The following is a 22,177-nucleotide window of genomic DNA, read 5'->3' as shown; positions in this document are numbered from 1 at the left end:
TGTCTCATGACGCGCGCCCAGGTCACTTATGCATTTGCCCGCGACAAGGGGATTGTCGTCGTTCCCGGCCGCGCAGAATTGACGTTCGCGGTCCGCGAAGGCGCTGATCCCGTCGCCCTGGTTGAAGCCCGCCGCGTTGCCGGCCTGCCGGTGCATCTGGAAGCGATGAATGCCAGCCAGTATGAGCGCCAGCTCTCGGAAAGCTTCGGCCAGTCGCGCCTCGACGGCAGCGCCGCCGAGGCCGCTGCCGGCACCGGCGGTGATCTTGAAAGCCTGTTCGATGGCCTTCCGCAAACGGAAGACCTGCTCGCGGGTGACACTGATGCCCCGATCATCAGCCTGATCAACGGGCTGCTGCAGGATGCCATCCGCCGCCGCGCGTCCGACATCCACATCGATCCTTTCGAGGACAAGCTCTCGGTCCGCTACCGGATCGATGGCGAGCTGCAGGAAGTCTTCACGGCGTCCCGCCGCGTGTCAGCCCCCCTCGTCTCGCGTATCAAGGTCATGAGCCGGCTCGACATTGCCGAAAAGCGCATGCCCCAGGATGGGCGCATCTCGCTGACGCTCGGCGGGCGCGCGCTGGATGTTCGCGTGGCCACACTGCCCACCCGCTACGGCGAACGCGTGGCCCTGCGCCTGCTGGATACGCGTCAGGCGCTCATGGGCCTTGAAACCCTCGGCATGGACGAAGACACAGAGCGCCGCTTCCGCGCCGCCCTCAGCGAGCCCAATGGCGTGATCCTCGTCACCGGCCCGACGGGCTCGGGCAAGACCACCACGCTCTATTCTGCCCTCGCCCAGCTCAACACCGGCCGCGTCAACATCATGACGCTGGAAGACCCGGTGGAATATGGTCTCGACGGCATCAGCCAGACGCCGATGGACCACAAGGTTGGCCTCACCTTTGCCGCCACCCTGCGCTCGATCCTCCGGAACGATCCGAATATCGTCATGGTCGGCGAGATCCGGGATGTGGAAACGGCCGAAGTCGCACTGGAATTTGCGCTCACAGGCCGCCTCGCCCTCTCCACCATCCACACCAACAGCTCTGCCGGTGCCATCACCCGCCTTCGGGATATGGGTGTGGAGAGCTTCCTGCTCGCCTCCACGCTGCGCGCCGTTCTGGCCCAGCGTCTGATCCGGAAACTCTGCGTCCATTGCAAGGAAGCCTATTCGCCGCCGCCTGCCCTGCTGGAGCGCCTTGGCCTTGCTGGCAGAACCGATCTCACCCTCTACCGGCCCACCGGCTGCGCCGCCTGCGGCCAAACTGGCTATGAAGGCCGGCTGGGCGTCTACGAGCTGCTGCTGATCGACGGGCCCATCCGCCGCATGATCCATGACGGCGCCACCGAAGAAGAGATTGAGCGCACAGCTTTCGCGAAATCTGATATGCTGTTCCAGAACGGTTTGCGGCATGTGCTGAGCGGCGACTCGAGCGCCGAGGAACTGCTCCACGTCTGCCGCCGGGAGGCCTGGTTCGGTGGCAGCGTTTGAATACAAGGCTCTGACAGCCGACGGGCGGCGCACCAGCGGCGTCATCTCGGCCGATACCGCCCGCGCAGCCCGCCGCGAGCTGCGCGACCGCCAGCTGACACCCGTCTCCCTCACCGAAGCGCGTGGAGAAAAGGCCCTTGGCTTCGGCGGCACCGGCCGCCTCAGCGACAAGGAACGCACCCTCCTCACCCGGCAGCTCGCCGTGCTGGTGTCCTCCGGCATGACGGTCGAACAGGCGCTGACCGCTGCGGCGGGTGACAGCGACGCCTCGCCCCAGCGGGGCCTGCTCCTCGGTGTACGCTCCCAGGTCATGGAAGGCGCCACCCTGGCCGAAGCCATGCGGGGCGCCCCGCGCGCTTTCCCGCCGCTCTTCCGGGCGGTAGTCTCGTCCGGCGAAAGCTCCGGCCGCCTTGGCCTCGTCCTCGATCAGCTCGCCCACCATCTGGAGCGCAGCTACCGGCTGCGCACCCTCGTTCGCTCGGCGCTGATCTATCCGATCATCCTCGGCATCATGGCGACCGCCATGGTGACGGCCCTCATGGTCTGGGTGGTGCCCAAGCTCGTTGAGCAGTTTGCCATGCTCGGGGCCTCGGAATTGCCGCCGCTGACCAGATTTGTCATCGGTTTGTCCGGATTTGTCCGCGATTGGGGTCTGGTTGTCCTGGTTGTGGCCGTTGCTGGCGTGTTCCTGGCCCTGCGAGTCCTGAAGATTCCGGCCTGGAAACGCCGCTGGGACGCCTTCGCCCTGCGCATCCCCTTTTTCGGCGACATGAACCGCAAGGTCGCCTCGGCCCGCTTTGCCCGCATCCACGCCACCATGTCCGGCGCCGGCGCCACCGTCCTCGAAAGCCTGTCAGGCGCGCGTAACGCCATGGGAAATATGGTGTTTCGGGATGCAGCCGATCAGATCCTCGAAACCGTCCAGCGCGGCGGCGCCCTTTCTTCGGCCATGAAATCCAGCGGGGTCTTCCCCCAGATGATGGTCCACATGGTCGCCAGCGGCGAAGCAGCCCGCAACGTCCCCGCCATGATGAACCGCGCTGCCGATTTTCTGGAAGACGAATTTGAAACCGCCACCAATGTTGCCCTCGGCCTGCTCGAACCGCTGATTATCATCTTCCTGGGCGGCGTTGTCGGCACCATCGTCCTCTCGATCATGCTGCCCATCATGCAGCTCAACACTCTCGCCCTCGGATAAAGGAGCGCCCTCATGACGCCTGAAACTGAAGCAAACACAGCAGAAAAGCGCCGCCGTCAGGCGGGCTTTTCGCTGGTCGAACTCATGGTCGTGGTTTTCATCATGGGCCTTCTGGCAACGCTGATCATCGTCAACGTCGCCCCGGTCGGAGACCGCACGCGCGTCACCAAAGCCAAGGCTGACATCTCAAACCTCGAGAACGCCCTCGAGCAGTACAGCCTCGACCTCTACACCTATCCCTCCACCGATCAGGGCCTGGCCGCCCTTTCCAGCCCGCCCCCCGGCATCGACACCACGCTCTACCGCCCCGGCGGCTATATCCGCCGCGTCCAGAACGATCCCTGGGGCAATCCCTATCAGTACGCATTCCCTGGTGTGCGTTCCGGTGGCCGGTTTGATGTCTACTCCTTCGGTGCTGACGGCAAACCCGGTGGAGAAGGCAACGACGCTGACATCGGCAACTGGGACTGACGCTGCGCCCGTGTGCCGTGAAGCTTCTCCTTCGGCCACTCAGCCCCTGAGGACGCCTGCGGGCGCCCCTCAGGCGGGATTGTCGCTGGTGGAGATCATGGTCACCCTCTCCATCATCGCTGTCGCCACCACGCTGATCCTGCTCACCATTCCGACCCGGCATGCCTACAAGCAGGAATCCGACCGGCTCCGCGAAACGCTTGAGCAGGCTGCCAATCGCGCAATGGTCACCGGCCAGCCCGTGGGGCTTGTTGTCGAAGGCCACAGCTACGCCCCCGCCATCTGGCAGAACGGCACCTGGCGCCTGATGGAAAGCCATCCACTCCCCAAGGACATCGCCATCCGCATAAACGGCAAACCCCCAGCAGTGCTTGAGAAGGGCGAAGACCCGGCCCCGGCCGTCATCTTTGATCCCCTGGGCCATACCCTGCCGGTCGCCCTGGAACTCTCGCGCAACGGCGTCCTCACAAGCCTCACCCTGCTACCGGACGGCAGCGTTCAGACGGAGATGCGGTGATGAGCAACCAGCAGGGCTTCACGCTGATGGAAGCGCTCGTTGCCGTCGCGGTGTTTGCGACTGCGGCAATGGGGCTCATCTCGCTCAACACCAACAGCATCCGTATCAGCGCCCAGATGGGAGACCGCGCCCTTGCCCGCCAGGTGGCCGAGAATGTCGCCGTGGAGACGGTCACAAATCCGCAATTGCAGGTCATCGGCCGATCAATTGGTGAAGAGAGACAGCGCCGCCGCAGCTTTGCCTGGGAGCGGGACATCACCCCCGCCCCCCGCGACGATCTTGTGGAAGTCACCATCCGTGTCCGCGCCGCCGGCGAAGAGGCCGTGCTCAGCGAGGTAACGCTTCTCCACCGCATCAAGGGGGACACATGAAGGCCCCCGCCAGCGCCCAATCGGGCATCTCGCTAATGGAAACGTTGATCGCCCTGTTCGTCGTTGCCCTTCTGGCGACGGCCGGCGGCGTAATGCTGACCCAATCCCTGCGCGGGACGCGGCTGATTGAGGATCGCGGCGATCATGCCCGCGAACTGCAGACAGCCCTTGCCGTTCTGCGGGATGATTTTGCGGCCTTCGTGGACCGCCCCAGCCGCGCCGACGCAAGTTCGGATCTGCCTGCCCGTTTTGAAGGCCAGCCGATCCGGTTTGACGGACGCATCGTGACCTTCGTCCGCAATGGCTGGTCAAACCCCGCAGACCAGCCCCGCGGCGATCTCCAACGAGTGGAATACCGTTTCGACAACGGCGTCCTTATCCGCAGGTCCTGGAGTTCGCCTGACGCAGGCCCCAGCACCGCCGTCGCAGAGCAGCTCCTTCTTTCCGGGCTTGAAAACATCTCCGTCCAGTATGGCCGCGAGCAGAGCTGGAAGCCTGAGTGGATCGTCCCGGCGAGTCCGGCAGGCGCCCCCTTCCCGGACAAGATCGAGATGGTTTTCACCTTCGGCGAAGACGACACACTGACGGCAAAGTTCCGCATTGGGCTGCGCGAATGATCCGGCCCGATCCCCAACGCGGCGCAGCCCTGCTGTCGATCCTCTTCATCGTGGCGGCGCTTGCTGTTGCCGCGCTCATGGCGACGATGGCCATCACCCAGCAAACGACGATGGCGAAGGCAGCCTCCCGCCGCGCCGATGCGGGCTGGGCCGCCTATTCTGCAGAAGCGCTGGCGCTCAGCGCCGTGGCAGAGATGTCCAACCTTACCAGCGGCCAGCTGACACCGCTGACCGTAGGCCTCTCTCAGCCGGTTGTTCTGCCCCTAAGGGGGGGCGTTGTCTCGCTCCAGGTCAGCGATGCGTCCAATTGCTTCAACATCAATGCGCTCGCCAATCCGGACGAAGGCGCCGCCACCTATGCCCGCCTGTCATGGGCCACCCTTCTGCGCGACCTCGACATACCCGCAACGGATGCCAGCAACCTTGCCAATGCGCTGGCAGACTGGCTGGACGCGGACAGCAACACCCGGCAGGGTGGCGCGGAAGATGGCTACTACCTCACGCTCAGCCCCGGCTACCGCGCTGCCAACCAGCCCATGGACAGCCCCAGCGAACTGGCTTCTGTGATGGGCTATACACCGCCCCTTCGGAAGGCCCTCGCGCCCCTGATCTGCGCACGGCCGGAGCCTCAGATGACCCGCCTCAATATCAACACGCTGCGCCCGGATCAGGCCGCCCTCCTGCGCGCCACATATTCCGAAGCCCTTACTCTGGCTGCGGCCGAGAGACTCCTTCTCAATCGCCCGGATACAGGCTGGTCGAGCGTTGATGAGTTTGAGGCGCTGCCCGACATCCGCACCATTCCCGAAGGCCAGAAACGGACCGAAGCCCTGTCAACACTCAGCACAACCTATCTCGCCGAAGGGCAAACAACCCTTGACGGCGGCAGCTGGCCATTCTCCTTCATCATTTCGGCCAAAAGTGGCGCCGCGCCCCAAACCATATGGCGCCGGATGGGAGAAGAATGATGAAAACCATTATTTACATCGCGCTTCCCCCACAGCCTGATGGCGCCCTGCAGATTGCGCAGGAGCGGGGCGGCCGCCTTGAAATTGTCAATCACCGCGGCCCCTTCGGCGCCGCCGATTGCCTTGCCTTTGCACCCGCCACGGCCGTGGGCCATTTCCGCGCCCCTGTCCCCGCCCGCAACGAAGCCGAAGCGGCGCGCGCCGCGCTCTATGCCATCGAAGACGAACTCGCCCAACCGGTGGAAGATGTTCATCTTGTCCTGGGGCCAAGGCTCAAGGAGTCCGTGGAGCGCGACATTTATGTTGTTGATCGCACGCTGATGAAGTCCTGGCTGGAGCTTCTGTCAAAGGCAGGGCTATCCCCGGTCAAGCTCCTGCCCGAGCAAAGTCTGTATACCGATATTATGCACCCGGTAGATCTGGGGGGCCACATCCTCCAGCGGGAAGGAAACCGTATCATCGGAATTGATGCCGGACTTCCAGATCAGGCCCGAGAAGCCCTGGCTGGCGCGGCCACAGTCCCAAGCCTTCAGGACGGCATCCAGATCATCCGGCTGGCGGAGCGCAGCGCCACGCATCCAGGCGTGAACCTGCGCACCGGGCCGTTTGCCCCGCCAAGAGAGAAGAAACAGGGCGTCAGCGCCTGGCGCAAGGCCGCCGGGATCGGCATCGCTGCCGTGTCGGTCTGGACAGGCACCCAGATCCTCGAAGCCCGGAACTATAATTACGCGGCCGAACAACTCAGCAGACGCGCGGCGGAGCGCTATGCGGCCCTCTTCCCAGCCGCCGCCATTCCGGCAGATATCGACAGGGCGACCCGTGACATGCTGGCCGTCGCCGCACTACCCGGCAAGCTGGACTTCCGCACATCCGTTGCTGCCCTCTATGAGGCAATCGCGCTTAATCCGGATACACACATTTCTGCACTGACATTCGACGGTAGCGCCGGCCGCCTTGTGGTTGACGTTCAGGCGCCATCCCCGGAGACGGTCGACGGCGTGGCAACTTTCCTGCAAAGACGTGGCTTCCAGGTCTCGTCCAATGCTCTGGAACAAAGTTCCGGCGCCGCTTCAATTCGGATTACTCTGGAGCTGATGCCATGAACGCCTGGTGGAACACGCGCAGCCCCCGCGAGAAGGCCCTGCTCGGGATTGCCGGCCTGCTGCTTGCTGTTGCGGCCATCTGGCAACTCGTGTTGCAGCCCGCAATCCACACGCTGGACCGCGCAAAACTCAATCACGAAAAGGGCACGCAGACCCTTGCGCGCCTCGACCGGATAGAAGCGCTGATCCAGCAGGGTCAGACCCTACATCCCGCGATTGCAGCTCCGGCGACCCAGGACGCGGCCGCGCTGCAGACACAAGCAGCCCAGATGGCCCGCCAGGCCGGGCTTTCCGTGGAAACACCCCCAGCCAGCCAGTCGTCATTCCAGGTGAAGCTCACGGGCACAACCAGCCCGGTCTTCTTTCAATGGGTAGAACAGGTTGAAACAGGCCTCGGCGTGACGGTCAGCGCCGCCACTCTCAAACAGAATGCAGATGGCAGCATGGACGCCAGCGCGGAATTCAGCCTTGGTAAAAGACCATGATGCGTTTCATTCTCCTCCTTGTCCTGATCGTCGGCTTTCTGGTGGGTCTCGTCGCCTTCGCCCCTCTCAGTTTCATTCTGAAGACTGCCGGCGCCGAAGAGCGCGGTCTCAGCTGGACTTCGGCGGAAGGCACGCTCGTGGGCGGAAAGATCACCGGCCTCAAGGCCGGGCAGGATATTCTTGGCGATGCCAGCCTCAAACTGAATCCCGTCTCCCTCCTCGGCCTTGGTGTTGAATACGATTTCGACTGGACCGGCCCTTCCGGCAAAGGTACCGGCAAAGCGGCCGCCTTCGCTTCAGGCGCTACCGAACTGCGCGACTTCAACATCGAACTGGACTTTGCCACCCTTGATGGTGTCGCGGCCTGGATCCGCCAGTCGGGCGGTAAGGCGCGCCTTACCGGAGATATCATCCGCTTCAAAAACGGCGCCTGCGCCAAGGCATCCGGCCAATCCTGGAGCGATGCATTGGGAAAGAATGCCGCTCTCCTTGGGCCGGGTTGGCCGGACCTTGCCGGCAACCTCTCCTGTGAGGGCGATACGCTGCTCATCCCTCTCCAGTCAGCAAGTCCGCTCGGCACCAAGCTGGACGCCGCCGGCCGGTTCCGCCTGGGGGGCGGCGGCAGCATCGAGGCGCGTGTATCGGGGGTCATCCCGCAACAGTTCCAGTATGGCCTTCCCCTTGCCGGCTTCGCCCCAGAGGGCGGCACCTATGTTTATCGTTATCCTGCAACTTTTACACAGGCGCCACAATGATCCGTCTTCTGAGCATTTCTCTCATCGCCGGCTGCCTGGCGGGTTGCGCGTCGGGGCCTGCCGCCAAGCAGACTGCCTCAGCGGTCGCGGCCATGGAATCGCCAGTGGCAGAGGTGCCCGCAGAAGGGCTGCCTCCTCAAAAGCTGGCCGCCGGAGAATGTGGCCTGTTCCTTTGGGGTATGGCCGCGCCGCGCCGCTTCACCTTCTTCACCGAGGCCTCCAGCGGCGAGGCGCTCGTCCTGCATAACGGCGCCGCGCAGAGACTTATCGTTACGGACACGGACGGCGAAGTCTTCGGGCAGTTCTTCACCGAAACCCAGTATCTCTCCGCTGACGGTACATGGTCGGTCAATCTCAGCCTGAAGCCTGGCGAGATGCTCGAAGGTGGTCAGCGCGTCGAATCCGGGCGCCTGGTCACGACCGGCGCCGATGGATGGGAAACCGTTCTTCCGGTGACCGGCGTACGCGCCTGCATTCCCGGCTGACCCGGAACCCGCCCGTCAGGTCAGCAGGTCAACGGGCACAGCCAGCGCATCCGCGAGACGCTTGGCGGTCTTCAGACCGTAAGACATGCCCCGCTCAATGGCTGAGATGTGGTTGGGCCGGATGCCGCAAAGTTCGCCCAGCTCTTTCTGCGTCATCAGGCGGAACTGGCGGATAACCCGCACCGGATGTTCCCCGTCGCTGATCCGCTTGAGCAGCGCCGGCGGAAGCGGCACCACATTCGGATCGGCGTTCTTCACCCGGCCGGCCGTAATTTCCCGGAGACTGTGCTCCAGATCAGCCACTTTCTGCTCCAGGTCCATAACGCGAACCTCAAGAGAATAGACGAGTTTCGGATCGTGCATCATGCCGCAGCCCCTGTCATACAGGATGCAGCGCTAATGCGGTTCCGCTACATTTCGGTGTCGGGTCTGATAATGTTTTGTGTCAATTTCCTAGCATTCGATGACATTTACCGCCAGACCGCCCTGGCTCGTCTCCTTATACTTGGATGACATGTCCAGCCCCGTCTGCCGCATCGTCTCGATCACCTGATCGAGAGAAACCTTCGTCTGTTCCAGAGAATGCAGGGCGAGCCGGGCTGCATTTGCCGCCTTCACCGCGCCGATCGCATTGCGCTCAATGCACGGGATCTGCACCAGGCCGCCGACAGGATCGCAGGTCAGGCCCAGATTGTGTTCCATCCCGATCTCGGCCGCATTGGCCACCTGCTGCGGTGTGCCACCCCACACGGCGGCAAGACCGCCTGCCGCCATCGAACACGCCACGCCAACCTCGCCCTGACACCCCATCTCCGCGCCGGAAATGGATGCCCTCTGCTTGTAGAGCAGGCCGATGCCGCCGGCGGTCAGAAGAAACCTGCGCAGGCGGACAGTCGCATCTTCCGTCTCTGCACAATAATGCCGGATCACCGCCGGAATGATCCCCGCCGCGCCATTTGTCGGCGCGGTCACCACCTGCCCCCCCGCCGCATTCTCCTCGTTCACCGCCATGGCGTAGACGTTCAGCCAGTCAAACAACTGTTCCCGCTCGTTCGACGGAGGCCCCTCCTGCAGCTTCTGCCAGATTTCCGGCGCGCGGCGGCGCACCTTCAGGCCGCCCGGCAACTCGCCGCGCCGCACGAGCCCGCGGTCGATACACGCCATCATCACACCCGCAATCCGGTCCAGCGCCGCTTCGGTGTCAGCGCGGGGCCGCTTGGCGTCCTCGTTCGCCAGAATCACCTCATCAATACTGAGACCGCCAGCACGGCAGATTTCCAGCAGCCGCGCTGCTGAAGTAAATTCATACGGCACCGGGTCGCCCACGGGAAGGATATCGTCCTCCACCGGTTTTTCGAGCTGCTTCCGCGTGGCAATGAAACCGCCGCCTGTGGAATACCAGGTTTCATCGGCAAGAATGGCACCAGCCTCGTCAAACGCCCGGATGCGCAGCCCGTTCGGGTGAAGGTCCGGCATGATGTCATACGCAAACCGAATATCCGTCTCCGGATTAAATTTAATTGACCGTCCATCCGCCAGCGCCAGCACCTTCTGCTCATAGGCCTGCGCAACCAGCCGGTCCGCCTCTTCCGGGTCCAGTGTCTCCGGTTCCAGATTGAGCAGTCCGAGCACCACCGCCTTGGGCGTCGCATGGCCCACACCCGTCAGCGCAAGAGAACCCTGCAGCTCCGCCTCGATCCGCGCCGTCCGCGCCAATTTCCCGCTCTGGGCGAGATGCGCCATGAACCGGTTCCCGATGCGGATCGGCCCAACGGTGTGCGAACTTGAAGGGCCGATCCCGACCCGAAAAATATCCAGTACAGACAGCATGTTCTGCGCCCGTTTCCTTTGCGTAAGTTTTGCCGATTGGTGGCCGAATTGGCCGCTGGCCGCAACCCCGGCTCAGCCGGGCCCGGTCACATCATGGCCGTAAAGCCAGTCATGCCGCCCATGCACGATTGACGGCAGATACTTTCCCGCCACCCACATCGGCCCATAGGTGCCAAGCTGATACAGCGGGTTGGACCGGTGAAACAGCGCTGCATTCTCCCGCGCCACATTCTGCACGCGCGTTGCCCGCGGCTTGCGGATCGCTTCATAAGCCTTGAGCCCGTCTTCAATGCCTGCCCCGTCGCCCTTCGCCAGCGTCCGGCCCACTTCCCGCGCCAGCACATAGGCGTCCTCGATCGCCATCACCGCGCCCTGCGCCATGAACGGCAACATCGGGTGACACGCATCCCCCAGCAGCACGGCCCGGCCATCCTGCCATTTCGGCATCTCCGGGCGATCATAGAGCGACCAGCGGAGCAGCAGCGGCGCCTCATCAATGATCCGCTGGATCACGGGGTTCCAGCCCTTGAAGTCCTTCAGTGCCTGCTCCCGCGCGCCCACGGAGGTCCAGGACTCGTCTCCGGGCTCAGCGCACTCGACCACGCCGACAAAATTCGCAAGGCTCCCCCGCCGCAGGCGATAGGTCACCGCATGGCGGCGTTTTCCGGCCCACACACAGGCAGTCTCCGGGGGCGGATAATCTCCCAGCTTGGAAACCGGCACCACAGCCCGCCATGCAACATTGCCGGTAAAGCGCGGCTTGTCCGGCCCCAGCATCTGCGTTCGCACCGCTGAATGAATGCCATCGGCGCCCACCAGGAGGTCGCCCGCCACGCGCTCGCCCGTGCTGAGGAGGGCAACAATGCCGCCAGGGGTATTCTCGTATCCTGTCACCGTCGCGCCCAGGCGCACGGCATCCGGGGCGCGGTCGGTCACGCAGGCTTTCAGGGCCTCAACAAGGTCCGCCCGGTGGATATGGAGATACTCTCCCCGCCACCGCGCCTGCGACGCTTCGCGAAGCGGCACACTGAATATCCGTGCTCCGCTGCGCCCAAGACGCAGTTCCTGCGCACGCGGACGGAACGCATCCCGCGCCACACGCGCCGATGCGCCCAGCGCATCGAGCACCTTCATGCCATTGGGGCTGATCTGCAGTCCCGCGCCCACTTCGGCAATCTCCGGTGCCTTTTCCAGCACCGTCACCGAATGCCCTGCCTTGAGGAAAGCCAGCGCCGCTGTCAGTCCGCCGATACCGCCGCCTGCAATCAGGATCTGCATGGGCTTGCCGCCGGTCCTGTTTGGGCCGCCTCCCTAGCGTGCGCGGTTGGGGTCTTGCTTGCCACCGATCAGCACGAAGCGGCGGTCGCAATACTTGCACTCGACGAAATCATCGTCGCCCATCTCATACCAAACCTTGGGATGGCCGAGCGCGCCGCCTCCGCCATTGCAGGAAACCTTGTGGCTCGAGACCATGGAAATCTCTGGCGGCGTAAAAACATCGCGTTTGGCGGGCATGCCTTGGGTTCTCCTGAATTGGCGGTGACGCGATTGCTTGCGACCCAGCCAGCGGCATCCTAACTAAAGACTGGGCATGGACCGCGCAAGGCGCCCTGCCAACGGGAAAATACTTACCATGCCTGACCCCACCTATGCGATTGAGGTCCGCGACCTGCGGAAAACCTATGCTGCATCCGGAAAAATGCCGGAAAAACAAGCGCTAAACGGCATCAATCTCACCATTCCCACCGGTTCGATCTTTGGCCTCCTCGGACCAAACGGCGCAGGCAAATCCACCTTCATCAACATTCTCGCCGGCCTGGTCAAAAAAACATCGGGCACAGCGCGAATCTGGGGCCTCGATATCGACCAGGACCCGCGCCAGAGCCGCGCTGCCATCGGCGTCGTGAATCAGGAAGTGGTCGCAGACCCCTTCTTCACGCCGTTCGAGATGCTGGAACTGATGGCCGGCTTCTATGGCGTGCCCAAGTCCGAACGCCGGACTGTGGAAATCCTCACCGCGCTCGGCCTTGCCGACAAGAAGGATGCCTATGTCCGCCAGCTCTCGGGCGGCATGAAACGCCGCCTCATGGTGGCAAAAGCCCTTGTCCACAACCCGCCGGTGCTGATCCTCGACGAGCCGACCGCCGGCGTCGATGTCGAGCTGCGCCGCCTCCTCTGGGACTATGTGCGCGAACTGCACGCCAAGGGCACGACGATCATCCTTACGACCCATTATCTGGAAGAAGCCGAGGAGCTTTGCGACACCATCGCCATCGTCAATCATGGCGAGATCGTTGCGTGCGAGCCGACCCACCAGCTTCTCTCCCGTCTCGATTACAAGACACTGGTGATCTACCCGAAGGAACCGCTCAGCGCCGTTCCGGGTGATCTGGCGGGCCTCGACGCAAAGATCCGGATGGATGGCGGCCTCGCCATCACCTTCCGGACCAGTGAAACAGGAATTGGCCGCTTGCTGGAGCGCGTGCGCGTGGCCGGCATCGGCATCGCCGACCTGTCAACCGAAGCGCCCGACCTTGAAGACGTCTTCATTTCGCTGACGAGCGAAAACGCCTGAAGACGGGCCGGAAACAGCAGAGCCTTAAAGGCTCTGCTTGATCCAGTCGGTCAGCGCCTGACGGTTCATTGCGCCATTGCGCGTCGCCGTCACCTTGCCGCCCTTGAACATCAGAAGCGTCGGCAGGCCGCGCACGCCATACCGGGCGCCAACCAGCGGATAATCGTCCACGTTCAATTTGACGATCTTCACCTTGCCGCTCATTTCCTCGGCAACGGCTTCCAGATGGGGAGACATCTGCTTGCAGGGGCCACACCATTCGGCCCAGAAATCGACGACAACAGGCGTATCCGACCCGGTGACCACACCGTCGAATTCGTCTTCATTTACATTGATCGCTGCCATGGTTGCGGCTCCTTCTGCCGGCATTCTAATTCTGGAGTGTGATACATAGGGACTCTCGGGCCAAGTCAAACCATGGCGCGCGCACTTGTGAGAACTTCTAAAAGCTGAGCTTCCGGCAGGCGCATCAGCCGCGGCCCATCCGTCCAGCAGAGCGCGGCGACCACCTCCCGCTGCGGAAACGCCGTCTTCAAGACAGCCCAATACGCCGCCATCTGCGCCACATAAGTCTCTGCCACGTCTTCTGCCTTTTCCGGCGCGGGCTGATCGGTCTTGAAATCGATCACCAGCACCTGCGCCGGTGTCACCACCAGCCGGTCCACCCGGCCATTGATCACCGTGCCTTCGGGCAGCTCCGGCGCGCGCCCGATAATCGCCGCCTCGGCCCGGCCGCCCGGCTGAAAGATCGCGCCAAGCGCCGGGTCCCGCATCACGCCCAGGGCCGCTGCCTTCATCTCCGCCCGCTGCGCCGCCGTCAGCTCGCCATCGCGGGAAAGGTAGGCATCTGCCGCCGCTTCGCGTGTCTCTTCGGGCAGTTCCGGCAGGTATTGCAGCAGGGCATGGATGGCGCGGCCACGCTTCAGACGTTCCTCGCGCGCCGCATCGAACGGCGCGACGATGCGCGTTTTAGGCCCAAGGAGACTTGTCGGCGCAGACAGCTTGCGCGCCACCGGATCAGCCTTTGGCGGCGTCAGCGCCCAGCCCGGAAGATTGCCCTCCCTCGCCGCTCCCAATGCTGCCCCCGATCCGGCGAGAGATACCTTCCCGAAGCGCAGCCCCAACTCAAACTCTTCCGGCTCCAGCGCGGCCATCGCCATATCGCAGAGGGCATACCAGGAATCCTTATCATATCCGGTTTTCCCTTCGCCTGCCTGCCCCTGCCAGTGCCCGGCAATGATCAGCCGGTCCTGCGCCCGCGTCAGCGCCACATAGAGCAGGCGGCGATGCTCCTCGCGCGCCTTGGCCTCCGCAATCGCGCGCGCGCGTTTCGACGCTTCGGCATCGGTCTCCTTGCGCGGCGACCAGACTACGGCGTTCGCGCTCGCCAGCACGGCCGGCGCGCTGGTCTTCGGCTTTGAGGTCGTATCGGGCAGGATCACCACCGGCGCCTGAAGCCCCTTGGCGCCATGCACCGTCATTACCCGCACTTCGCGCCCGGCTTCGGCCAGGTCGCGCTTGATCTCGACTGCCTCAGCTTCCATCGCCGCCACGAAAGACTGCAGCGATGACGGCGCCGCACTGTCATGGCTCAGCGCCCGCGACAGCAGGGCCTCTATTGGGTCACGCGCCGGTGTGCCGAGACGCGCGTTCAGCATTTCCCACCCCGTCAGCCCGCCTTCCCCCACGCGGTCGAGCACATGGCTCAGGAACTCGTAAGGCGGCAGATGCGCCCGGTCGAACAGTCCCTGAAGGAAGCGCGCCGCCCGCTGAACATCCACGTCATCGCTCGCCTTGACGCGCGACCAGAGCGTTTCCCCCTTGGCCCGGCGCGATGCCAGCGGGAAAAGGTAACGGTCGTCATCCACCAAGCCGCAGAATGGTCCGCGCAGAATCTCCGCCAGCGTCAGATCCCTCAGGTCCAGCGTCACAAACCGCATCAGGTTCAGGCAGTCCTGCACACCGATGAAGTCCGTCAGGATCAGCCGGTCTGCCCCGGCCACCGGCAACCCTTCCGCCTTCAGCGCCGTAATTAGCGCGTCAAACAGCCCCCCCTGCCGCTTGCTGACGAGGATCAGCACGTCTTCCGGCCGCATCGCCCGCTCGGCCTGTCCTTCCCAGACCGTCTCTCCCCGGTCGATCATCTGCCGCACAGCCCGCGCCACACCGGCGGCAAGCTTCGCCTTGGGCGAGGTCGCCCGCACCACATCCACAGGCCGTTCCCACGCATCCGTCTCATCGTCCGGCACTTTGGGTTCGATCGGCCAGATTTCCACCGCGCCATGCTGATCCCAGCGCCGCGCCGTGTGCCGAATATCGTTTGCGGTCTGCGGCGGCGCGTTCGTAATCCCCACATCAATCGGCGGCGACCGGTTCCAGACCGTGTCCACAAAGGTCAGCACTTCGGGCGCCGAGCGGAACGACATCAGCATCTCGACGCCCGTTGCTCCCGGCATCCGTTCGGTCAAACGCCGCGTTTCCTGAAGCAATCGTTCCGGCTCGGCCCCCTGGAAAGAATAGATTGACTGTTTCTCGTCCCCCACGATGAACATCGTGCGCGGGTCCTGCGAATAATCGCGCCCCTCGCCAGCGCCAAACTCGTTCGTCAGCGCACGGATCAGATCCCACTGCTCGGGGCTTGTATCCTGCGCCTCGTCCAGCAGCACATGCGAGATGCTGCCATCCAGCTTGTAGAGCACCCAGCTCGCCATCCCCTCGGCTTCAAGCAGTTCGCGCGTCTTCTGGATCAGGTCGTCAAAATCCAGCGCCCCGCGCCTTGCCTTCTCGTCCCGGTAGGCCTCCAGCGCCGGCAGGCCGATCCGGATCAGCGCCGCCGTCCGCGCAAACGCCCGCGCCCGCTGCAACGTCTCCACCAGCCCGCGCACCCGCGCCGTCTCCCGGCCCTCGCCATCCTTGATCTGGAAATATTCTGGTAGCAGCGGGCAAAGCTCCCCCGTCTTCTTGGTGTAGGGGTTCTGCGCCCGGAACTCGCCCTTCTCCGTCAGGAAGAAGGGCGCATACGCCGCCCAGATCGCCTCGGGCGTCTGCGCCGCAAGCGTCCGCTCCAGCGCTTCGGCCCGCTTCTGATCGGTCGCCGTCCCCGAAAGCAGCGCCCCCAGCGCCTCCCGGATCGCGCCGCGTGGCAGGGCCTCTCCCATCGCCGCCGCCAGGATGTCCTCGGGCGTCTCACGCGGCGCGCCCAGATCGGCCCGCAGCGCCTCCATCATCCGCTCAATGACGAAATCATGCCGCTCGGCAAACCGCATCACCGCCGCGCCAGACCCCTTCAGCGCGTCCAGCGCGCTGGAAGCGCCCTCATTCATCGCCTCCCGCGTAATCAGCGCCAGATGGTCTGGCGCAGCCTCCGCCGCGTCCAGAATTGCCCGCTCCTTGGCCGCCTGCCACAGCGCGCGGGCGTCCCGGTCCTCCATCTCCATGAAGCCCGGCACCACGCCCGCCTCCAGCGGAAACCGCCGCAGAATGCGCGCGCAAAACGCATGGATCGTCTCGATCCGCAGCCCGCCCGGCGTCTCCAGCGCCCGCGCAAACAGGCGCCGGGCATCGCGCAGATCGTCCCGCGAATAGCTCTCCGCCGCCCGCCCCTCCAGCTTGGCCAGCGCCTCGCGGAGGCTGTCATCCTCCTTCACCGCCCAGTCACCCAGTGTACGGAAGAGACGGGTCAGCATCTCGTTGGCCGCCGCGCGCGTGTAGGTGATGCACAGGATGGAATCCGGGTCCGCCCCCGGCCGGCCATCCTCCCGCCGTAACAGAAGGCGCGCCACCCGGTCGATCAGAACCTTGGTCTTGCCGCTCCCCGCATTCGCCGTGGCATAAGCAGAAACGTTCGGATTGGCCGCATCGGCCTGCGCCTTGGTCGCGGCCTCAAATGCTACCTGATGCTGGGCGCGTTCACTCATCGCCGCCATCCCCTCCCGGCGTATCCCGGTTCCACTCCGCCCGCCGGGCGAGCAGGTTATATCCGTAGTCATACTTCACGAACTGCACCCGCGGCGCAGACACATAGACCGCCTCGGGATCGCGATAGGCCGCAATCAGACGCACATATCCGTCCTTTGCCGCCGCGATCAGCTCTGCCAGGGATTTCGGGCTGCTCTTGCTCTCGCCAATCCGGCGCGCCTCAGGCCGCCCCCGGATCGCCACATATTCCAGCGCGTCCACTGGCGCAGCCCTGACATTCTGAAACCCGCCCTTTGACGCAATGATCGCCTGCAACGGCATCTGCTGGTCATAGCCCGCATCAATCGCCTTGTCCGTAGGCGGCAGACCTGTCTTGAAGTCCACGATCACCAGAGATCCCGTTGCCGTCCGTTCGATCCGGTCGGCCGTTGCCGAAAGCTCAAACGGGTGCCCGGATATATCGCTGCGATACTCGCCCCTCACTTCACGCAGGATGCCGCCCGAAACATCCCGCTCGCGGCGCCAGTCCAGATACCACGCAGCCACATCCTGCCAGATCGCCAGCCGTCCGGCCCAGGAGGATTCCGGTTCCCCCGTCTGCGCAAGCTCGTCCCGGATAAGGCCCAGCAGCGTCTCGGCATCCTTCGCCACGCCCTCTGCCTCAAATGCGTCCAGCGCCGCATGGATTGCCGTCCCGCGCAGATTGCTCGCGAGCGGCGCGCCCAGCACGTCCACCTGTTTCAGCCCCAGAACGGACTCAGCCCAGATCGAATAGGGATCGCGCTGCAACCGGTCCACCCGCGTGACCGAAAGCCGGCGGGGCCAGTCTTCCGGTGTGCGCTTCTTCGGCCTTGGCTCCGCGCTGAAATCCGCCGGCAGGCTGCCCATCCCCCGCGTCTGAAGCGCGCCCACCCAGTCCATCAGCTGCCCGGTTTCCCCCTTCAGCAGCTCTGCCGTCCGCTCGCCAAACGCGCCTTCGGCAAGCGTCCGCAGGCGCCACACCCAGCGCGACGCGACCGCCGGGCTGTCATCCCGCCGCGCCGCATACAGCATCACCACATGCGGCGCCGCCGCCAGCTGCGCAAAGTCATGCGCCGAAAGGCCCATCCGCTCTTCAGGGTCATTCAGCCCTAGCGGCGCGCGGAACCGGCGCGGAAGGAAGGCGTCCGCCGGCGGCTTCTCCGGCCACACATCTTCATTGAGGCCCGCCAGAATCAATCGGTCCGCAGACTGAAGACGCGCCTCCAGCGGCCCCCAGATTGACAGCCTCGGATGCTCCGGCGCGCCAGTCTGCACCGGCAGTGTGGAGGATTCAGCGTCGACAAGATCGGCAAAGGCTTCCGGGCGCATCTCCCCTAGGAAGGTCCCAAGCTCGGCCAGCCGCTGCAACAGGTTTGACGCGCCCGCGCCGTCTTCCCCGGCCCAGGGCATCGGCGTCTCGCTGATCGCGCCCGCCAGATCGGCCACCCGCTTTGCCGCCTCCTCCGCCGTCACCGTTTCGAGACTGGAGAAATCCGAACCGGTCTCCTCCATGATCTCAGCAAGGCGGCGCACCAGCAGGATCGCCTCATCCTGGCCTTCCCGCTGGAACGGCGAATGTGGCTCCAGCTTGTCGCGAATGTCGATGCTGTGGGCCAGATCATGAAGCCCCTTCCAGCGGCGCGGCCCACGCAGGAAATAGAGGTCCAGCTTGCCCGAATCCATCTTCCCGCGAACAAATGGATGCTTCAGCACAGCGGCCAGAACCGCCGGCTCGCCAGGGTCTGCCGCCCAGCGCGCGCAAAGCCCGATCAGGCTTCCCGCGAGCGTGCGCCCAAGCGGCACTGGCGCCGAAGGCGGCACATGAATACCCCACCGGCCGAGCAGCGCGGAAACACGCCGCGCCAGCCCCGCATCCGGCGTCACCAGAGCGGCCGTCTCGCCGGACCGCTCCAGCGTTTCCCGCATCAGCAGCGCGGCCGCTTCAGCTTCCGCTGCTTCATTCGGCGTCTCCGCCACGCTGAGGCCGGTCAGTCCGTCGTGCACAAATTCGTCAATCGGCTGGCCGCCGGCCCTGGCCAGTTCCTCCAGCGTCGCGCGCCAGTCGGCGGTCTCTTCTGCGGGCGCCAGCGCTTCATGGATCAGGCGCACGCGCGCGCGGGCGGGCGCATCGGCAGAAATGCCCGGCCAGGCGGCCACACTGTCCGGCGTCCGCCCCAATGCCTTCAGGGTACGTATCAATGTGTTCTGTGGGTGGCCCGGCGCCTTGATCACGGCGTCCCATTGCTTCTCGCTCAGCGCCGTATCCAGCCCCGGCATCACGATCAGGCCCTTGGGCAATTCCAGAACAGCGCGCATCAGGATACGCCCCGGCGGCGTTGCGCCGGTCGATCCGGCAATGATCACCGGACCAGCGGGCGGCGTTTTCTGCCAGTGATCGGCCAGTGCCCGCGCGGCCCGCAAGCGCTCCTTGTAAGGATCAGACGCCCGGTTCTCCGCCAGCCATTCCGGCCAGAGCTGGGTGACGATCTTCAGAAAGTCCGCCGAGCGGGACCAGTGCGCCGCCAGGTCTCCCAGGCTCAGCGCTTCCAGCCGGCTCCAGTCCGCGTCCTCGCTCATCGCGGCCTGTTCCAGCAGGCGGCCCAGCTCGCGCGCAGCCGACAGCGCCGAGGCCGGCGGCAGGTCAATCTCCATGGCGCTGCGATAGTAATGGCGCACCAGCGTCGCCAGCACGCCCAGCTGCCGCGCCCCCGAAAGCGGCGGCACCGCGCCGGAAAGGGCTTGCTCGGCAATCGGCGGCGGCTCCCCGCTGTCCAGGTCGCCCAGCGCCCGGATATCCGGCGGCAGGATCGTCTGCTCCCCGGCCGCATCATACAGCGCCAGCGACAAGGCGCGGGCAGACCGGCGGTTGGGCACATAGATGATGGCATCCGCCAGCGCGTCCGGCCGGGTGGAGAGCGAAGTCTCCTCGGCGAGTGCGCGCGCAAGTTCCTTCACAAAGGCCGTGCCCGGCGCAATCGTCCGGATGCGCGGGGCATCCGGCCCGAACAGCGCGTCACCCGCCATGACAGGCCACCCACATCTCCGCATCCTTCAGCGCCTGCGGGTCGCCCACATGCAGCCAGAAGGAATCGAGCGGGAGCCCCCGCAGGCGCCCCTGCGGGATCAGCGCGTCCCAGATGCGCAGCGCCGAAAAGCGCTCCACCGGCTGCCCGTCATACACCTGCGGCTTCAATATCCGCACGCCCGCATAGGCCCAGGGCGCTGTGGCCGCTTCGCCCCGCCGGGTCAGGCGGCCTTCGGCGTCCATGAAGAAGTCCCCCGGCCCATCAAAGCCAAGCGCCCGTCCGGTATCGGCCACCAGCAGGCGTTCGTCTTCCTGCGCCGGGTCAAAGGCATCCGCCAGCGCCAGCAGCGGGTCCGCCGCCTCGGGAAACCAGAAGGCATCGGTGTTCAGCACGAACACCGGCTCCTCCCCCAGCAGGGGCCGCGCCTTGGCCAGCCCGCCACCCGTCTCCAGCACCTCGCCACGCTCATCGGACACGATCACCTCGAAATCCGTCAGCGTCGCCAGATAAGCTTCAATCTGCTCCGGCAGGTAATGCACATTCACCACCAGCCGCTTCACCCCCGCCGCCTTCAGCGGCCCGATCACCCGGTCGATCAACTTGCGCCCGCGCACCTCGATCAGCGGCTTGGGGCAGTCATTGGTCAGAGGCCGCATCCGCGTGCCCAGCCCTGCGGCCAGCACCATCGCCGTATGCGGAACCGGAACGCTCATGCTGTTGCCTCGAACACGAAGGGGGTCTGCTCCATAACGAAGGCCCGCATGTCCGCCAGCGCCGGGTGGGCCAGGTTGCGGGCGAGGAGGGAGAGTTGCCGGGGCTGGAACTGGCCATAGCGGGGCTTCTTGTCCCGGTGCTGCAGGCGGGAGAAGACCCCGGCAATCCGGAGGGCATTGAGCGCGCCGATTACTGCCAGCCGTTCGTCAAAATCTGTCCGGGATTGTCCGGATTTGTCCAGAAATGTCCGGATTGTGTCCTCCGCTGCCCCCTCGGAGACCGCCCGGCGCGCGTCCTGGGTCAGCATTGCCATGTCCCAGGCGTCCCAGCCGCGCACCGCGTCCTGAAAGTCGAGAAGGCCGACCCGGCCGCCGGGCAGCCAAAGGAGGTTCTCTGCATGATAGTCCCGCAGCGTGAAAACCCTCGGAAAAGACATGGCTTTTTCGATCAGCGCGTCCCGCACCGCTTCCCAGCGCGCCCGCGCCGCGCCCGTCAGCTTCGTTCCGCCCGCTTCCAGCGGCAACCAGTCGGCATAAAGGTCGGCATTTGCGCCCAGCGCGACCGCGTCGAAGTCCAGGATCGGCCAGTCAATCCCATCCTTTTCAAGGCGCTGCGGCACCGGCGCGGCGTGGAGAAGCGCCAGCGTCTCCGCCGCCGCGCGGTAAAGCGTCCGCTCGTCCGCTTCGCCCCGCTCGATGATCCGGGCAAATTCGCGACCCTCGCCAAAATCCTCAATCAGGGCAAAGCCTTGCGCCGGATCGAAGGCATACACTTCCGGCGCCGCCAGCCCCAGGCTGCGCAGATGCCCGGATATCAGCGCGAACGCTTCCACCCGCGAAGCCGCCAGCCGCGTCATCGCATTCCAGCCCATCTTCTCGCGCTGCGCCCGGTCAGCCTGCGGCGGGCAGGGATCATCCTCCACCCTCGGCGCATCCATCAGCAGCGCGCTTGCGCCATCTTCCCTCAAGAGCCTGATATAGCGGCGGGTTGAGGCATCCTGGCCGAGGGGTTTGCGGATGGCCCGGTCCCATCCATCGCCCACGCTGGCGAGGAACCGGTCGATCTCATGGGCGCGCGAGTCAGAGGCTGAATCCATGCAGCCGTTCCTGCCAGCCTTCGCCCTTCGGTTCCAGCCTCACCCGGCGCTGATTGCCGTGAATTTCGAGCAACACATCCAGCCGCTGCCTTGGCAGGTGGCGCCCGGCGCGCTCCGGCCATTCCACAAGCGCCGCCCCTTCGACAGTATCGTCCCAGCCCAGCTCCTCGACGCCATCGGGATCATCGAGCCGGTAGAGATCGAAATGCCAAAGCGGAAAGTCCGGCCCCTCATAAATTTGCACCAGCGTGTAGGTGGGGCTGGGCACGTCTTCCCCCTCGCCCAGCAGGGCCTGGATCAGCCCGCGCGTAAGGGTCGTCTTGCCCGCGCCGAGGTCGCCATGCAGGGCCACAAAATCGCCCGCGCGCAGGATCCTTGCCAGCGCGCGACCCAGTGAAAGCGTTGCGGCCTCATCAGCAAGATCGAAAGTTGTCGTCATGGCTTCTCTTAGTCTTGCCCTGCCGCTACGCAACCTCGGTTTAACCTGATTATGTGACGGAGTGACCCTGCTTGCAGTGCTTGCACGCTGC

Annotated in this window: 22 protein-coding genes; 12 read left to right on the top strand and 10 right to left on the bottom strand. The window is 64.9% G+C overall.

Annotated elements, in window-relative coordinates; genetic code table 11:
• Positions 1 to 6 precede the first annotated feature (6 nt).
• From C0456_RS01495 to C0456_RS01445, 11 genes are read left to right on the top strand one after another with little or no spacing between them, the layout of a single operon-like run.
• A complete protein-coding gene (locus tag C0456_RS01495; protein ID WP_291047606.1) occupies positions 7 to 1,497 on the top strand; it encodes an ATPase, T2SS/T4P/T4SS family in 1,491 nt (496 codons plus the stop codon).
• The gene (locus tag C0456_RS01490) at positions 1,484 to 2,695 is read left to right on the top strand and encodes a type II secretion system F family protein (protein ID WP_291047605.1); all 1,212 of its coding nucleotides are present in this window, start codon (positions 1,484 to 1,486) and stop codon (positions 2,693 to 2,695) included. Before C0456_RS01495 ends, C0456_RS01490 begins: the two co-directional genes overlap by 14 nt.
• Before the next feature lie 12 nt (positions 2,696 to 2,707).
• Positions 2,708 to 3,166 (top strand): type II secretion system major pseudopilin GspG, encoded by a 459-nt coding sequence (gene gspG, locus C0456_RS01485; RefSeq protein ID WP_291047604.1) that lies wholly within the window; start codon positions 2,708 to 2,710, stop codon positions 3,164 to 3,166.
• Entirely contained in the window at positions 3,093 to 3,683 is a 591-nt protein-coding gene (locus C0456_RS01480; protein ID WP_291047603.1) for a GspH/FimT family pseudopilin, read from the top strand. The genes gspG and C0456_RS01480 overlap by 74 nt, the downstream gene beginning before the upstream one ends.
• On the top strand, positions 3,683 to 4,054 hold the full coding sequence (gene gspI, locus C0456_RS01475) for a type II secretion system minor pseudopilin GspI (RefSeq protein WP_291047602.1): 372 nt from the start codon (positions 3,683 to 3,685) through the stop codon (positions 4,052 to 4,054). Before C0456_RS01480 ends, gspI begins: the two co-directional genes overlap by 1 nt.
• A complete protein-coding gene (gspJ, locus tag C0456_RS01470; RefSeq protein WP_291047601.1) occupies positions 4,051 to 4,671 on the top strand; it encodes a type II secretion system minor pseudopilin GspJ in 621 nt (206 codons plus the stop codon). The genes gspI and gspJ overlap by 4 nt, the downstream gene beginning before the upstream one ends.
• Positions 4,668 to 5,639 carry a type II secretion system minor pseudopilin GspK gene (gspK, locus tag C0456_RS01465; RefSeq protein ID WP_291047599.1) on the top strand — a complete coding sequence of 324 codons (972 nt, stop codon included), beginning with the start codon at positions 4,668 to 4,670 and terminating at the stop codon, positions 5,637 to 5,639. Before gspJ ends, gspK begins: the two co-directional genes overlap by 4 nt.
• Entirely contained in the window at positions 5,639 to 6,742 is a 1,104-nt protein-coding gene (gene gspL / locus C0456_RS01460; protein ID WP_291047598.1) for a type II secretion system protein GspL, read from the top strand. Before gspK ends, gspL begins: the two co-directional genes overlap by 1 nt.
• On the top strand, positions 6,739 to 7,227 hold the full coding sequence (gene gspM, locus C0456_RS01455) for a type II secretion system protein GspM (protein WP_291047596.1): 489 nt from the start codon (positions 6,739 to 6,741) through the stop codon (positions 7,225 to 7,227). The genes gspL and gspM overlap by 4 nt, the downstream gene beginning before the upstream one ends.
• Positions 7,227 to 7,982, top strand: coding sequence for a type II secretion system protein N (gene gspN / locus C0456_RS01450; protein WP_291047595.1), 756 nt, complete (start codon positions 7,227 to 7,229; stop codon positions 7,980 to 7,982). Before gspM ends, gspN begins: the two co-directional genes overlap by 1 nt.
• On the top strand, positions 7,979 to 8,467 hold the full coding sequence (locus C0456_RS01445; protein ID WP_291047594.1) for a hypothetical protein: 489 nt from the start codon (positions 7,979 to 7,981) through the stop codon (positions 8,465 to 8,467). The genes gspN and C0456_RS01445 overlap by 4 nt, the downstream gene beginning before the upstream one ends.
• 15 nt (positions 8,468 to 8,482) lie before the next feature.
• Here C0456_RS01445 and C0456_RS01440 read toward each other — a convergent pair whose 3' ends face one another.
• From C0456_RS01440 to C0456_RS01425, 4 genes are all read right to left on the bottom strand, one after another.
• Positions 8,483 to 8,833: a helix-turn-helix transcriptional regulator gene (locus C0456_RS01440; RefSeq protein ID WP_291047593.1), complete on the bottom strand. Its 351-nt coding sequence runs from the start codon at positions 8,831 to 8,833 to the stop codon at positions 8,483 to 8,485.
• Positions 8,834 to 8,920: 87 nt separating this feature from the next.
• On the bottom strand, positions 8,921 to 10,297 hold the full coding sequence (locus tag C0456_RS01435; protein ID WP_291047591.1) for an L-serine ammonia-lyase: 1,377 nt from the start codon (positions 10,295 to 10,297) through the stop codon (positions 8,921 to 8,923).
• 72 nt (positions 10,298 to 10,369) lie between these two features.
• Positions 10,370 to 11,575: an FAD-dependent monooxygenase gene (locus tag C0456_RS01430; RefSeq protein ID WP_291047589.1), complete on the bottom strand. Its 1,206-nt coding sequence runs from the start codon at positions 11,573 to 11,575 to the stop codon at positions 10,370 to 10,372.
• 33 nt (positions 11,576 to 11,608) lie between these two features.
• Positions 11,609 to 11,812 carry a zinc-finger domain-containing protein gene (locus C0456_RS01425; RefSeq protein ID WP_035596084.1) on the bottom strand — a complete coding sequence of 68 codons (204 nt, stop codon included), beginning with the start codon at positions 11,810 to 11,812 and terminating at the stop codon, positions 11,609 to 11,611.
• Between the two features lie 118 nt (positions 11,813 to 11,930).
• On the opposite strand from C0456_RS01425, the gene C0456_RS01420 reads away from it, so the two are divergent.
• Positions 11,931 to 12,872: an ABC transporter ATP-binding protein gene (locus tag C0456_RS01420; protein WP_291047586.1), complete on the top strand. Its 942-nt coding sequence runs from the start codon at positions 11,931 to 11,933 to the stop codon at positions 12,870 to 12,872.
• A gap of 24 nt (positions 12,873 to 12,896) precedes the next feature.
• Here C0456_RS01420 and trxA read toward each other — a convergent pair whose 3' ends face one another.
• The 6 genes from trxA to tsaE all read right to left on the bottom strand — a co-directional run bounded on the left by trxA (position 12,897) and on the right by tsaE (position 22,086).
• On the bottom strand, positions 12,897 to 13,217 hold the full coding sequence (trxA, locus tag C0456_RS01415; protein ID WP_291047585.1) for a thioredoxin: 321 nt from the start codon (positions 13,215 to 13,217) through the stop codon (positions 12,897 to 12,899).
• Between the two features lie 65 nt (positions 13,218 to 13,282).
• Entirely contained in the window at positions 13,283 to 16,789 is a 3,507-nt protein-coding gene (addA, locus tag C0456_RS01410; protein WP_291047584.1) for a double-strand break repair helicase AddA, read from the bottom strand.
• Positions 16,782 to 19,835, bottom strand: coding sequence for a double-strand break repair protein AddB (gene addB / locus C0456_RS01405; RefSeq protein ID WP_291047583.1), 3,054 nt, complete (start codon positions 19,833 to 19,835; stop codon positions 16,782 to 16,784). Before addB ends, addA begins: the two co-directional genes overlap by 8 nt.
• Positions 19,825 to 20,550, bottom strand: a complete 726-nt coding sequence (locus C0456_RS01400; RefSeq protein WP_291047582.1) for a nucleotidyltransferase family protein — start codon at positions 20,548 to 20,550, stop codon at positions 19,825 to 19,827. The genes addB and C0456_RS01400 overlap by 11 nt, the downstream gene beginning before the upstream one ends.
• Positions 20,547 to 21,647 (bottom strand): phosphotransferase, encoded by a 1,101-nt coding sequence (locus C0456_RS01395; RefSeq protein ID WP_291047581.1) that lies wholly within the window; start codon positions 21,645 to 21,647, stop codon positions 20,547 to 20,549. Before C0456_RS01395 ends, C0456_RS01400 begins: the two co-directional genes overlap by 4 nt.
• Positions 21,631 to 22,086, bottom strand: coding sequence for a tRNA (adenosine(37)-N6)-threonylcarbamoyltransferase complex ATPase subunit type 1 TsaE (gene tsaE, locus C0456_RS01390; protein ID WP_291047579.1), 456 nt, complete (start codon positions 22,084 to 22,086; stop codon positions 21,631 to 21,633). The genes C0456_RS01395 and tsaE overlap by 17 nt, the downstream gene beginning before the upstream one ends.
• Between the last annotated feature and the right edge of the window lie 91 nt (positions 22,087 to 22,177).

Source organism: Hyphomonas sp., assembly GCF_013823385.1.
Taxonomy (GTDB): Bacteria; Pseudomonadota; Alphaproteobacteria; order Caulobacterales; family Hyphomonadaceae; genus Hyphomonas.
The sequence above is the reverse complement of the archived record's forward strand: the minus strand, read 5'-3'. Positions and strand labels throughout refer to the sequence as shown.

What these genes read in the sequence shown, in the direction of transcription:
- C0456_RS01495 (WP_291047606.1), top strand. Translation starts at nt 7, where the DNA reads ATGACGCGCGCCCAGGTCACTTATGCATTTGCCCGCGACAAGGGGATT.
- gspG (WP_291047604.1), top strand. Translation starts at nt 2,708, where the DNA reads ATGACGCCTGAAACTGAAGCAAACACAGCAGAAAAGCGCCGCCGTCAG.
- C0456_RS01480 (WP_291047603.1), top strand. Translation starts at nt 3,093, where the DNA reads ATGTCTACTCCTTCGGTGCTGACGGCAAACCCGGTGGAGAAGGCAACG.
- gspI (WP_291047602.1), top strand. Translation starts at nt 3,683, where the DNA reads ATGAGCAACCAGCAGGGCTTCACGCTGATGGAAGCGCTCGTTGCCGTC.
- gspJ (WP_291047601.1), top strand. Translation starts at nt 4,051, where the DNA reads ATGAAGGCCCCCGCCAGCGCCCAATCGGGCATCTCGCTAATGGAAACG.
- gspK (WP_291047599.1), top strand. Translation starts at nt 4,668, where the DNA reads ATGATCCGGCCCGATCCCCAACGCGGCGCAGCCCTGCTGTCGATCCTC.
- gspL (WP_291047598.1), top strand. Translation starts at nt 5,639, where the DNA reads ATGAAAACCATTATTTACATCGCGCTTCCCCCACAGCCTGATGGCGCC.
- gspM (WP_291047596.1), top strand. Translation starts at nt 6,739, where the DNA reads ATGAACGCCTGGTGGAACACGCGCAGCCCCCGCGAGAAGGCCCTGCTC.
- gspN (WP_291047595.1), top strand. Translation starts at nt 7,227, where the DNA reads ATGCGTTTCATTCTCCTCCTTGTCCTGATCGTCGGCTTTCTGGTGGGT.
- C0456_RS01445 (WP_291047594.1), top strand. Translation starts at nt 7,979, where the DNA reads ATGATCCGTCTTCTGAGCATTTCTCTCATCGCCGGCTGCCTGGCGGGT.
- C0456_RS01440 (WP_291047593.1), bottom strand. Translation starts at nt 8,833, where the DNA reads ATGATGCACGATCCGAAACTCGTCTATTCTCTTGAGGTTCGCGTTATG.
- C0456_RS01435 (WP_291047591.1), bottom strand. Translation starts at nt 10,297, where the DNA reads ATGCTGTCTGTACTGGATATTTTTCGGGTCGGGATCGGCCCTTCAAGT.
- C0456_RS01430 (WP_291047589.1), bottom strand. Translation starts at nt 11,575, where the DNA reads ATGCAGATCCTGATTGCAGGCGGCGGTATCGGCGGACTGACAGCGGCG.
- C0456_RS01425 (WP_035596084.1), bottom strand. Translation starts at nt 11,812, where the DNA reads ATGCCCGCCAAACGCGATGTTTTTACGCCGCCAGAGATTTCCATGGTC.
- C0456_RS01420 (WP_291047586.1), top strand. Translation starts at nt 11,931, where the DNA reads ATGCCTGACCCCACCTATGCGATTGAGGTCCGCGACCTGCGGAAAACC.
- trxA (WP_291047585.1), bottom strand. Translation starts at nt 13,217, where the DNA reads ATGGCAGCGATCAATGTAAATGAAGACGAATTCGACGGTGTGGTCACC.
- addA (WP_291047584.1), bottom strand. Translation starts at nt 16,789, where the DNA reads ATGAGTGAACGCGCCCAGCATCAGGTAGCATTTGAGGCCGCGACCAAG.
- addB (WP_291047583.1), bottom strand. Translation starts at nt 19,835, where the DNA reads ATGGCGGGTGACGCGCTGTTCGGGCCGGATGCCCCGCGCATCCGGACG.
- C0456_RS01400 (WP_291047582.1), bottom strand. Translation starts at nt 20,550, where the DNA reads ATGAGCGTTCCGGTTCCGCATACGGCGATGGTGCTGGCCGCAGGGCTG.
- C0456_RS01395 (WP_291047581.1), bottom strand. Translation starts at nt 21,647, where the DNA reads ATGGATTCAGCCTCTGACTCGCGCGCCCATGAGATCGACCGGTTCCTC.
- tsaE (WP_291047579.1), bottom strand. Translation starts at nt 22,086, where the DNA reads ATGACGACAACTTTCGATCTTGCTGATGAGGCCGCAACGCTTTCACTG.